6 protein-coding genes are annotated in these 13921 nt (G+C 34.1%); all 6 read right to left on the bottom strand.

The genetic code is table 11. The features are described from left to right. Nucleotides 1-1031: 1031 nt before the first annotated feature. The 6 genes from JCM9157_RS12380 to JCM9157_RS12345 all read right to left on the bottom strand — a co-directional run bounded on the left by JCM9157_RS12380 (nt 1032) and on the right by JCM9157_RS12345 (nt 13916). Nucleotides 1032-2693, bottom strand: coding sequence for an ATP-dependent helicase (locus JCM9157_RS12380; protein ID WP_035665102.1), 1662 nt, complete (start codon nt 2691-2693; stop codon nt 1032-1034). Nucleotides 2694-2751: 58 nt separating this feature from the next. Then, nucleotides 2752-4815, bottom strand: coding sequence for an ATP-dependent nuclease (locus JCM9157_RS12375; protein WP_235714968.1), 2064 nt, complete (start codon nt 4813-4815; stop codon nt 2752-2754). 1349 nt (nt 4816-6164) lie between these two features. Further along, entirely contained in the window at nt 6165-6749 is a 585-nt protein-coding gene (locus JCM9157_RS12365) for a hypothetical protein (RefSeq protein WP_035665100.1), read from the bottom strand. Between the two features lie 1096 nt (nt 6750-7845). Beyond that, on the bottom strand, nt 7846-8622 hold the full coding sequence (locus JCM9157_RS12360) for a CPBP family intramembrane glutamic endopeptidase (protein ID WP_035665099.1): 777 nt from the start codon (nt 8620-8622) through the stop codon (nt 7846-7848). Nucleotides 8623-10186: 1564 nt separating this feature from the next. Further along, entirely contained in the window at nt 10187-12736 is a 2550-nt protein-coding gene (locus JCM9157_RS12355) for a hypothetical protein (protein ID WP_035665097.1), read from the bottom strand. A gap of 958 nt (nt 12737-13694) precedes the next feature. Then, nucleotides 13695-13916, bottom strand: a complete 222-nt coding sequence (locus JCM9157_RS12345) for a hypothetical protein (protein ID WP_035665094.1) — start codon at nt 13914-13916, stop codon at nt 13695-13697. Nucleotides 13917-13921 lie beyond the last annotated feature (5 nt).

Below are 13921 nucleotides of genomic sequence, written 5' to 3'. Positions count from 1 at the left end.
GTTGAAGTTATTCCATGCACCTTTATGACTATTATACCAGAATTTGGTGTTTACTGTCGGGAATTGTCTGAATTTTAATTTAGACCACAATCGAAGTTCTCATTGCACAATGGAATGAAAAAGGTGCTATTAAGTATGAGTCAACTAAAAAAGGACTGAGGCAACGGAATTCATCCACCCAGCGGTTAGAAATTTCTCTATCAAATAGTATTCTCTTTCGTTCTTCTGACCAGAATGACTTCGAATGAACCGCAAAGTAGAGAATTCGAAGAAGTATGAGGACTTTATCAAAGATTTGGAGGTAGTTGGAGAGCACATCGGGAAAGATTGTGTTTATACCATAAAAGGAAAGGAACATTATCCTACATTGCAATACTTAGAGGTCAGAGGGGTGTTTTTGCCTATCCTTGGTGGTACCCATTCAAAGCAATCCTCAAAAAGAACATGAACCAGAACGGAGGATTGGATATTTCATGAGTTTTGTTTGATGAATGAAAAGAAAAATATATATGAAGTGTTGTAAGTCTCAACTCGCATATTTTATTGGACTCTATTAGAAATAGCATTTTTAAACAATTAGAAAATGCGGAATCGAGTCGGCCTAACACTCAAACGCAACGGTTGTTAATGAGTTCCTCTTAAGAAACTTGATTCTTTTGCTTAAGCATCATTCTTTCACAAATCACCTAAGAATGAAGGTATTTATACACAGTATATAGTCTATTACTTAATATAAGTGCTACTCTGGACCGTCTACACTAGAAGTATAATTAATAGCATCTTTGTTCTTCAATCTATGGCATTTTATCTTTTATCACATGGAAGATTGTATTAGTGAACAGTCTCTTATTCTTAGTAGTAATTTTTGTCCTCTATGTAAATACAATGGGTGGTTCATTTCAATCTGTAATCATCAACCTGAGCCTGTATTAAAAATAATGAAAGCTAAAGCGACCAGTATATGTAATTGGTCGCTTAAATTCATTTCCTATTAGTCAATCTACTGCATAGCTCCATATAAAAGGCTTTTACTAAGTAACTTGTACTATTTCGAATCCTATTTTTTCAAGCTTCGACTTATTTTCTTCACTTACAGTTTCCAATTTAATTATTAATTTATACTGAGCTCTACTCATTGCAACATAGTAAACCCTATGAGACTCTTTATTCATATCAGGGTTTATTAGGAAATCTAGTTCTTTACCTTCATTTTCAGAAGGGAGAGTTATACAAACTGTGTCAAATTCTTCACCTTTAGATTGATGAATGGTTTTGAAGTCTATCGATCCAGTTTCTGTATTCTTTATTTGTGTAACAAGGTGTTTATATGTTAATCCATCATATAATGCTTTTACTCTACCTCTAGTAATTTTCCCTGATACTTGATAATGACCAACAATATATTCATTGTGTAAATGAGTAATATTTTTATTTTGAAAGTCATCGTAACTATCAAATAGTCTTCTTAGCCTTTCTAAAGCTTCTTTTTCAGTAAATTCTTCAATCTTCCGATAGGCCTGTCTCATAAATTTTATTGCCTGTTTCATATCAAGGTTTTTAGCTAGTTCCAGGGATTGTACTAAATAATATATTCTCCAACTTCTATCTCCATCGGAATCTTCCACCAAAATATTTACATTAGTATGATTGATATTTTTATAAGATAAAAACATAACCTTCTCGAACTTATCTTTTAAAAAAGAATCTAGCCTGGATTTATCTCCAATCAATATTATAGGTGCTTGACCTTCTAAATCAGTAGGTGAATGCTGCTTAAAATCTACCCTTTCACGCATATGGTTCAATACATTAATAATTTGATTTGTGGATCTTCGATTCCCAGACAAAATGTATACTTTCATATCATCTAAAGTAAATTCTCTAAATAAATCGACATTAGCACCTTGGAAGGAATATATAGATTGACATATATCACCGATAACACCTACATACGTTTCTCTCTCACCTATCATTTTAATAATTTCGGTTTGAATAGGACTTGTATCTTGAAATTCATCAATTAGAATATAAGGAAATCTAGCTCTTATGATTTCTAAGACATCAGGTTTTTCTTTTATTATTCTATAGGCAAAATATAGGACATCATCGTGACTCAATTTTCCTTCCGACCAATGTAATTGTTTATAGAGAATGTATGAGTTTTTCTTAATCGAATATTCTCCAATTCGCCCATCAGTATATCTTAAAAACTTAAGGACAGGTTCTCCATCTTCTAACACCCATTTTAGTTTTCCCAATGCCTCTACTAAATATTTGTCATCATTAAAATGTAACTGCTGACTACTTGACTTAAATTCCCTTAACTGACTCCTTCTTAGTTTAATTTCTTCGTGACCATCTATCTTATCTAAAGGAATTGAATCTTCATTTAAAAGCCGCATATATGGCTTAACAATATACTTATAACAAAAACTATGAATAGTGCTAACTTCTGTAGAATCTGTACAGCCTTCTAACCTTTTAACAAGAGTATTTACAGCGGTATTTGTATATGTAATGCACGCTATTTGTCTAGTTTTCTTTAGCTTTCTTGAACTTTTGAGAATATGTCTTATATGGTTAGTCAAAAAAGTTGTTTTACCTGCACCTGGACCTGCATATAGTTTAAAGTTTTCATCAACAGGAATTTCACTTATACTAGATTCTAATTCAATCGCTACAGAGATATCCATTTTATCGCCTCACTAATATAATCTGGAAGACTAATTAAATCCTCTTTATCTGTACTAATTAAATAGCAATTTCTTGTGCAGCTTCTCCTTTTTTAACAGATAAAAGATACCTACTTGCAAGAAGAGCCACTTTATTATCTCTATGATCCTCTAAGACTCCAGATTGGAACGAATCCATTAACTCAGTTTTAAATTTAGATTTCCTGATTCTCTTTATTATTTCTTCTAATGCTTTATTTCGATTAACCATCTCAAATAGTTCGGTTAACTCTTTTTTGTTAGAAATTGAACTTGTCACAAAAACATTATTAGTTGGATTTGTTCTAACCAATTCATATTCAAAAGTCGAGCTCAACCCAATTGGTTGTGAGAATACCTTTATGTTAGATGAATAGCTCTCACTGTTATTTACAAGTTTATTCGAGGTTTTCTTGTACTCGTATAATTCATTATTTAAACCTAAAAATATAGGTTGGCATTTTTCCCAATTGCTTGAATCATCATCTACTTCCTCTTGTGTATCATCTGATGATTCTTCGTTTAATTTCTTTCTTACTGGATCTAGATCCGTAATACAAGCTAATTTTTTATTAATTGCATATGGAGATTTTTCAGTATCAAATAATTTAAGGAAATGATCGAAGTATCTACCTCCAATATTTATTACTGTTGTATGACTATCTTCCAAGTCTAAGCCTAGTTTCCTAGCAAACTCTGGTACAACTAGTTGTTCAGCTATCCCCTCAACTAGTATGATATTTTTAGCGAAAAATAAATCTGCCTTAGTTACATCTAAAAACCTTTTCACATAATCCTTAGACTTTTTATCCTCTTCATACTGGGCATTACCCTCTTTAGTTTCAAAAACTCTATATGGGTAAGCAGCTTTTATTACGTCTTTAAATTCTTCAGTTTCAGTTTCAATATTTAATTTCTGAAGTACAATTATATCTTCAAGATCTACAGCAGCAGTTATATTTGGAGAATGAGAGGTTATGAATATCTGTCTTACTTCAGACTCTTTATTGCTTTTTAAAAATTGTAAAAATTTATATTGCATACTTGGATGTAAGTGAGCTTCAGGTTCCTCAATTGCCAGAATTGAAAACACTTTAGAATTTGATCCAAGATACTCTCCTGAAGAATCTTTTTGCATTTTTGAAAGTAGTAAAGATATGTAGATTAGATTGTTATAACCTAATCCATTACTTGTTGCCGGTAATTTAATTCCAGTCTCCTTTTCTACAATTAACCTTAAAGCCGAATATAATTCAGTATCGAGTATTTCACCTTCAAAAATTGGCTTAGAGTTGTCGATACCCGCACCTGTACTTTTGACATACTTCAGAATTTGTTCCTCACCTTGACTCATTCTATCTTTCAAAGATTTCAATAATTGCCGTGAGTCTTGAGTGAAATTATCTTTTTTAGATTGAATTTTCTTTAGTTTTTCGTTTTCATCTAATTCTCTATCATTTTTAATATCATAGTCCATATAAAAATCAATTACTTCTTTTAGAAGTGCATTGTTACCTTTAAATAAATCCCTTTCCACATCTCTTATCGCACTCAGAAATTGAAAATCGAATCGTGAGAGTTCTGAAGAATTCACCTGATTTTGTAAATCTGGATATCCAACATAAATTCTGCTAATATATTTCTTTAAAAAATGCTGTTCAATTGCTTTCCAATAATCATTTATATCAGTACTTATCATACTACCTATTAATTTTTTATATTTATCTACTTCATTCTCAGGCAAGAAAAATTCGAACGTAATAATAGCCTCATAGGGAGTTCCGATATTAGTTAACCAGTTTGCGACAGTAACCAATTCATCTGAATAAGGTTCTTCATTATCCGATTCTAATAATTTTGCGGATATACAAATCTTTGGTGGAACAGATTTTAACTTTTCAATTTCAATATCGTGATTAAAATCATTAATATTTAATTTCTTTGTTGATCTATTATCAAACAAGATTTCTAAAGCTTTAATTATTGTGGTCTTACCTGCATTGTTTTGACCAATAATCACGTTGATTCCTTCTTTAAATTCAATAGCAGTTGGCTCACTAGTAAACCCTCTGAAATTAGTAACTTTTAGTTCTGATATATACATAGCGATACTCCTTACACTTATATGTTTGTTCATAATTTTTCTTAAACATGTCAATTTTACCATACAATTAATTACTAATTTTTTAAAAATTACATTATGATACTCCAATTGGAAAGATATCTTGTTTTAATATAAAAATACCATAGTTACAGACAATGACTATGATATTATAAATGTAATATATTCTTTTATGAGTTTTGTACTCAAATACAGAACCCGTAGCCGCAGCAACCATTTTATTCTTCAACTCTTGTTAGCAATAGGTAAACCTTTGAAGCCATCTCCAGCTTTTCCCCTGCTCCACACCGTACGTGCTAGTTTCCCAGCATACGGCGCTCCATCTACCGATGTATACTCGATTATAAGTTCTTCGTTACTTTTAGTTGTGAGATTGTTCTACCTTTTCAAGCCTACATTCCATTCGATATTAATTTAGTTTATTGATTAATACCTTACTCAAATTAAATTTTTGTATTTCTGCTACACCCGTTTCATTATCTTTGATGTGTATAAGCCGATGTATGTCTTTGTGGAGAATGCGAAGGTTGTTGAACTTATCAGTTCCCCTAAGGTGTTTAGGTACGTATTGATGACAGTGAACATCATAAGCAGTTAGATCCCAACCTGTTATTCGCATTTACCCATCTTCATACTAAAACGACTAATACGGTTATCTAAATATTCAACCGTTCTGTTTGGAAGGATCGCCAAATTAAGTCTAAGATTTTCTTAACTAGTCTATGAGCAGTTGCTTAATACTTGCTGCGTAGAATGTGTCAAATACGAAAAACGATCACTTTTGAAGTGACCGCCTTTAAAAATTATATTTCGTTACCAGTATCGTTGAACTGCTCAGCAAAGAGCAACTGTAAATGATAGCTCTTGTTCAAACTAACTGGTGCTTATATATAGTATCCGTTCCAAAACATTGGTATGGTGCATCCTTTATCATTGTTTCCATGTAACCATAGATAAGCGTTTAAGAACTTGACGCGGAGCCTCTGGAGGCATGATTGGTCTTGAAAGCCTGAAGCCGTTGTTTCATCAGGCATGCAAGGCCTATCATACCCACCGCTCCACGTAAAGTCCTATGTTTGTTAACGTTAAAAACTATAATTACTTACTATATATAATGCTTTAACAAAGATACAAATTCGGCACTTTTCGTATTTTTACTTACGTTGAATACGGTGGAAAACCATACTACATATAAGCACCCGTTGAACAAGAACTTCAATTTGATGAACCTTTTTTAAATAAAACGATAAAGTCAAATATCCCAATTCATTAAGTAAAGTAACTATAGTCATAATTGTTCAATAAGGTGGCTTGCTCACTCCTACTATAATCTAAGAAGCCAGTTCAAAAATGCGCTTTTGTGTTTCAAGACAACGCTGCAGATTAATAATTGGATTCACAGATTGCGAAGGTGTTTCTTTCTCTAGACTGGTTAGTTCAATCGCATTATCTTCTGCAAGTTTTTCTGTATACTCAAACATTCTATTTAAAAGCACATCCAACTCCTCCATTGAAAGTGCAATGTTGATTTTTTCAAAATTAGGTTGCATTTTCAGTTCACCCAAATGTTCCATCACATCTGAAATTATCTCCATTGTAAGAGCACCCTTGCGCACAGCGTTTAGGTAGACCTTTAGAGCCTCTCTAAATTTCACAACAACATCAGGCTCTTGTTTTTTCTTTGATTTAATATAAATTTTTACACCTGCCATACCTAACTTACCCATCATAAAAAGGGTATCCCTATACTTCCAGCCATAGTATAAAGTAGCCTCCAACTTGCTGACAGGTCTAAGAAGTTTTACAATTTGCCCTTTGTTATTACGAACCTCGCCACCAAATATTTTATTCTCTCCCGTAGAAATCTTCGTCATAATTTCATCAGGTATGTTAAAGAATTCTTGTACAATTGCCATTCTAACAACTCCTTTTATCTATCTCGCCGGCTCAACTTCCGATTTTTAATCTACAACTGAATCCTTCGAAAAATGGTGGCGAAAATATCCAATAACTTGTTATTAAAGGCTTTAAACACCCTACTTCCCCTTGAAACCCTCATTTTCCTTTGTGTCTCACAAACTATACGAGAACAGCGTTGCGCTAATTAAAAAGAAACTTCTTACATTTACCGATCTTTCATCTAATTTAATAACATTCGACAAAACAAAGAAACCAACTTTGATAAGATGGATCGGCTCTTCACTATTATTAAATTAAGGTACCCAACAAAAAAAATCGTCACCTGACGACTTTTTAAAAACTTATTCGATCATATACTCAGCACTTACAGCGATACCAGATACTCCTGTCCAAAATGTTTCCGATACAACAGATATAAGGAATTTTACATTTAGAAGACTAGGTAATTTTTCCATAGACATCTCTCCTGTTATTATTTTCAAGCTGATAATTCTTAATACAATTGCTAACAGGAGTAAACTTATTGCTACTGGTACAGATGGGGCTGCAGTTACACTCGTAAGTGCTCAAAATACGAGCTATTCAACTAGAATCATTATATCACCAAAATTCAGAAAAGTCAATGTTGGTCAAAAGTCACTTTACAAAATACCCCAATTCGCACATTAAGTCCAGAAAAGATATGGTGGTAGTTTTTCATCATTACACTGGTAGCATCAATTTGAGTAGATTTCTCTTCTACTAAACCTGTCACAACAAGGAAAAGCTGACTTGTGAGCTCTGATCTTCAACTCTTGCTCCCGTTAGCCATCCATGCAGCGCAGAGAATGAAAATGGTTAAAAACCGTCAATACTGTTTCTACGGCTGGAAGAAGAAGGTCGTAGACAGATTTTTATTTTTTAATCTGTCTACCTAAAGGGGACCATATCACATCTTATGAGAAACCTCTTTTTTATACTATGTTAACATGTTGTTAGCAAATCACTTCAAAAGCCTTATATATCAAGGGGTTGATCGGTCATCGCATCAAGCCTCCACTAAGGTAAGAGTGTGTAATATCTTACAAGCTTTGTGAAAAGAGTACGTAACTATTAAGACCCGAAAATAGAGGTATATATACTATTTACTATAGGAGAAAACCCATTAGATATTCCGTGAGCAATCCAAGCTAATAAAAACCCATACTTAATAAATAGAAATCCATATAACATACCTCCAATGAAGTAAATAAAGAACGAGTAAATATCTGGTAGGTGCATTAACGAGAAGATTGATGAGGTGATAAATAACCATATAGCAACTATAGTATTATTTCTTTCAACAAAAATTTTTTTATTTAACCTTTCTCCCATTAATTTAATCCTATTAAATAGACCATTTTCTTTATCGATACTCATGTAGCTAAAACTATTAAGGATTGAATAAGGTATAAGAAATAGTAATAAGAATCTAAACAAAAATTCTTCATTAAAAGGGCCAGAGATGCTCAATAATAAAATCTCCCCTAAAGTACTTAATTCTTGATCTTCTCTAATGTATTGCCCTTTTCCTACACTCATTCGTTCTTCTCCGAAGAAAACTGGAATGTATAAATATAGATATACGATTATTAATTTAATTAAAGATGTTAAAATCGGAATACAAACTATGATGTGCAATTCTTTGGTTTTTAAAAAGCTATTTTTAAATGGTGTACTTAGTCCCGGGTATAAGTAGATTAAAAAACCAATTACCAAAGAAAAAGTAATAAATTCTTGAAAATCTGTTTCAGTAATTCCTAGCTTTAAGACCGCATTCATATAAGATATTAATAAAACAACTACCATTACCACAGTAAAACCAATGGTGCACTTAATAATAAATTTCATTTATACCTCCTCTAAGGGTTTTTACCATAGTACTTGTACACCTTAAAATTTATGTCAATTAATTTAAAAACAGCAATGTCGTTCTTCTATGGTCCTACGGAGAGAAACCCATACCAGAATTATCGCAGAGGTGAGGGATGTAATAAGTCCAATGTTATTAAGAAGGGGCGATTACCTAGCAGAATAAAGAATAGATATATCCGTTTGTTCTATATGAATATAGAGACATCATTAACTAACACGGCCCCAAAATGATATGTTACTAACCGTTTCCCCGAACTCTACTTACTCCCCATTCCTACCGGCAAAATCCTCGACGGCGAAATCGTTATTACTAACACCGCTGGCAAGCCCGACTTTTTGAGGCTATGCAATCTGGCTTATGTGAATAAAGAATTTTTATGAACTGCAACACGTTTCATACTGCATATTTGACGGTATTTCCATGAAGGCGTATGTGACGATCATTTACTATTAGTTGAACAAAAACATATTAAATTCGCTAATTCCAGAAGACAGCGCACTATTATCGAAAGTATTATCAGTAGAGGGTAACGGCGTGGCTTTATTCGATCTTTGCTGCATTCAAGGGCTAGAAGGTATTGTATTGTGTTGAAGCGTAAGGATTCGAAGTATGAGATAAACAAGCGGTCTAGTGTGTGGCTGAAGTTGATCAATTACGAGTATCAGGACGTATGGGTTATGGGAGTGCGTAAAGTTTGTTGGCTGGTTATTGACGTTCGAGGACGGTAATCCTACGATTAATTGAATTAGCTGTGCCGACAGACATTCGCAAAAAAGTGTACGGAATGGCTGTCCACTAGATGACGGACGAGAAAGATAAATTCATATATTTCAATAAGGAGTCGTGTGCGTTAAGTTCGGAACTTAACAAATGCTTGGGCTATTGCGATTGCCTAGTTTCTTGGAGTTCGCTTAGATAGCGGACTCCTTTTGTGCGACAGGCAGTCGAACCGTTCCACGCGTTAGCATGGAACGGTTCTCAATTAAGTGTAATTGAACACGTTATGTAGTAAAACGGTATGTAAAAGCACAGAAAGAGAACCGCCACTTGACCAAATGTGATTTTTCTCTTTGATAAGTAGTGTTTTCCTTTTCAGCGATTAAGTCTATTACCTCCTTAGTGTGAGATTCACCAAAGTAGGAATTAATTCAACCATAATGGTTGAGGTTCGTTCTACAAGATATCTTTTCCTTCCTTGCAGCGTTTCCTCTGTTTTCACATCTGGAATTTGTCTAATTTTACTTAAGTAGGTATTGTAATCAGAGGTGATGTCTTCAGCTTTGGCTTCTGCTACTACCTTTGTTATGATTGTGCTCTCCTGATTAACGGTGTTTCGATTAAGTTCATTTAAATCGCTCCTCGGTTTTGTTTCTTACCTATTAACATTGTAAAAAAGATAACGAGAATAGGTAAAAAATAATATGTTTCATCATAAGAGCAGGAAAAACAAACACACACTTTCCGGAGAAAATGTGTGTTTGTTGGTTAGTGTAATGGGGGAAAAGTAATCGCAGGATTAGATTGTTAAAGGTGGTTCAACTAGATTTCAAAGGATTGTATCTTTTCATTGGTTTGAGCCACAAAACAATCGTAATAGGGACTTACTTCCATTGATCTGTGGTACGAATTTTTATCAAACGATTGGCTGTTTACAATAGTTCCATCTTCGGTTATTGAAGCGACAATGGTTTCTATGTTACTTGAAACAATCCATAGAAATTTTTCTTTAGTGTCGGACCAATAGATTTCGTTGGTATATGTTTTGGGGATATTGCTGTATCTCCACAACAAATCACCTGTAAGGGAATAACCTTTAATTTCTTTTTTTGTGAGAACTGCTAAGATGCTATTACTCAAAGTGAATTGTTGAATATTTTCTTCCTCTTTAATTTCGACGGTCTTCTCTATATTTGGATTATAGAAGCGGATTAAACGTGTTCCGATTCTTAAAGCTATATCTCCTTGATTGGTTTCGTGTGCCTCATAGATTGCTGCTTGAACGTTTAGGTTCTCTGTTTTTTCATTTGAAGAAAGAGAATATTTTTTCTTGTCCGTTCTAACTAAATTATAATTACTAGTTTTCGCGACATCTATACCCGCTCCGAATGGATTATCGTTATTACTCTCTCCGCTTTCGTCTAAGAACATAGACCATTTCCCGTTATCATCTTTTTCGAAATAACCATTTAAAGGGTCTTCGCCTCTATCGGTAGAAAAATTTACTTTAGCTTTGTTATTTGAAAGAAATTCTAGATGAAACCCTTGAGCTTTGGATTTGAATTTGTGAACTTGTTTTCCTTCTTTGTTAAAAACTAAAATTTCCCCTGGCATGTAAGTAATTTCCTCTTTTTTCGGTACACTTGTAAAAATGTATTTTCCATCAGGGGAGAGATAGAGAGACCACATGGTGGAGTATAGTTGCTGTCTCCATATTTCTTTTTTTCCTGTGTCGTAGCATGTAAGAAAGTGACTTGAATTCTCTTTTCTTTGCTGAGCTTCAGTTATTTCCCTATATGCTTCGAAAGATTTTCTTGGGGCTCTTTCAGCAACGTATAGACGATTGTTTGGAATATCAATTACGCGATTTCCGAAACCGTTATCTGAGTTTGATACCTCCCACTTTTTAGGGAATGGATTTGTTGCGGTTATTTCTGGTGCAACACCTTCGTGAACGTCATTATTATGGGTGTCTGTAATGGTCTTTGCTTCAAAGTGAATCCATTCATGGTTTTCTGGTGATAGCCAAAAGTAACCTTGCGCTTTTTCTTTCCCATCGAAGAAGATAGGGTGATTAGAAAGGATGAAAAGTTCCATGCCTGGATGTCCCTCTGACCCTTTAATGAGCTTCCCTGTCTCTTTGTTAAGCTCGTATAGGCGGTTATCTTGAGATACAATTAGGTATGAATCTTGGTTAGGGATAAGGTTGACGGTTGATGCTTCTTTTGGTAACTTCGCTCCAAAAATAAATTTACCGTCTTTGTTAAGCCAAAATGTTTCCCCTTCGTTAAATGAAACGACTAACTTGTTATCAACCCAATCAATAAACCTTCCTTCATTTTTGAATAGGTTAATCCAAACGAGGTTTCCTTCTATGTCCCATGCTGAAATTCTTCCTTCCCTTTCCATCATAAATAAAAAGCCGCTTTCAGGGTCATGTGTGAATCCCGTGAAAGGAGAGTTGACAGACACGTTATCGAATCCCATTGTAAATTGTGCTGCCAAACCTTCGGCTAGTTGATTGATGGCTTCTTCTTCATTTTCTGGTTTCTTGGAAAGAGAGCGGTTAAGTTTTTCATATTTCTTTTCAAGGTCTTTCTTTTTCAGTTCTGAAACAGCAATTCTTGATTTAAGAGACCCATCGTGTGGACGAATTCGGTATAACCTGTCCATGCTGCCAACAAACACTTCATCGGTTGAATCACAAACAGAAAGTAAGTATGGAGTGAATTTGATTTCCCCAAACATAGAAGAAATTTGTTCGTTGAAAGAAATTCCCCATTTTTGTGAACCGCTTAAATCAAAGCAATAAAGTTCACCAGGACCATCATATGTTTCTCTTGTTCCAACAAGCCAAGAGTCTTTTGCCATAGTAAAGGTAAAAGGTTGCCAATTAAACTCGAAAAGTTTAGCTGTGAAAGTAGATAAATTAATAAGTGCGATGCGTTCTTTTTTGTGTAAGATGATGGCTTTTTCAGTCGCTGATACTATAATCATTTTTTCAAGAGCTGTGTCCTTGACGTTGAATTGTTTAATGGTCTCTTTGGTGATAATTTCAAATACACCAGCTGCTTCTGCGATGATAAGTTCATCATTGTGGAATACGTGTTTGAATTTCTTCCTAGACCTTTTATCAAAACCAGGGAGAGTTTCGTTGATTTTAGATATTGAAAAGAAGGAATCCCAATTCGGCGTATCATTTACCTCAAGCGAAATGGTATCTAATAATTTGTGAAGCGGTTTTCTGACAGTGGAATAGTAATTCATTTGTTTCGCTTTAGATGCTTTAGATTGAAGAGTGGGTGTTTTTGATGGTGTGTTAGATTCGATTGTTGGGTTGAAGAGATTTTTTAATTTTGTTAAGAACCCCATTGTAACGCCTCCATATGTAGTAATAGTTTAAGTCTACCACAAGGGAGAAGATGTATGAACCTTCGTTATTCCAGTATTTGTTAGTATGTATAAAATGGAAGTGACGTTATGACATTTTAATCGAGTAGGAGGGGGTGATTAACCCCGACCTCTCACACCACCGTACGTACGGATCCGTGGCGGTTCATTTAGGTATGACGGAAGTGGTTGTATCTATATACTAGACTTTTAAGCTTTTTATTTCGCCAAGATTTTAGGTTAAGTGTCTTGTTTAGGACAGGACTGTTTGAGATCCGCCATTTCTTGCGGGAATTACCCCATTCATAGGCTTTCTCCTTTGGAACTTCAAGGGAGATGAGCCTTTTTAATTTGATTTTAGGCAATTTCCATTGTTTCCAAAGGCACATCCGAAGCCTTCTTCTAAGTGAATCATCAAGACGTAAAAAAGGAGTTGGCGTATCAGCAAGGCAAAATACCCATACCAGCCAGCGAGGTAACGTTTGTTTTTTACAAAAGATCCGAGTTCCATTCACTCCGTATCCATTCTAAATCTCCACCTTATTTTCATTTTATAGTTTCGCTAAAGAGTTTTACGGTTAGGGTACCCAATTCTTAATATTTAAAGATATTACAAAGTATCAAATATCATGTAAACCTTATAACAAAGCACATTACATCACTTCAAGTAACTATGTCTTCCGTAATTGTCGCCCAGATGTCAATTTATATTGAATAGTTTCGTTGTACTGTGCAGTAAGTGACCTGTTGTTTTTCTTTTTACAACCGTAAAAAGTAGTTTCGTATTGTTTAAGTACGTGCCTGAAACCCGCATAAAATGGAGGGTTGTTGACAGCTGATTGTGTATCATTTATTTTCATATTGGTTTTTATCGCAAATTAAAACACTGGATAAACACATAACACTCAACAAGTTAAAATTTGTGTATGCACACAATATTTCATTTAATCTTCCATATATTGAGATGTTTTCTTAACCATTCTGGAAACACACCATATCTTATAGGCTTTTTATGACGCAAATTGTAACCGACTTCCCAGCAATCTCCTAAGAAATATCTTATTCTGTTAATAGTTTTAGCTGGACGATTAACTATTTTATAAAAAACGCTTTCAAAAAATACACTTTCTGATGGTCGGTTAAACCTCTTTTTCTTTGACATTGATA

This window comes from Halalkalibacter akibai JCM 9157, assembly GCF_000513135.1.
Lineage (GTDB): Bacteria > Bacillota > Bacilli > Bacillales > Bacillaceae_D > Halalkalibacter > Halalkalibacter akibai.
This window is presented reverse-complemented; position numbering and strand designations above follow the sequence as displayed.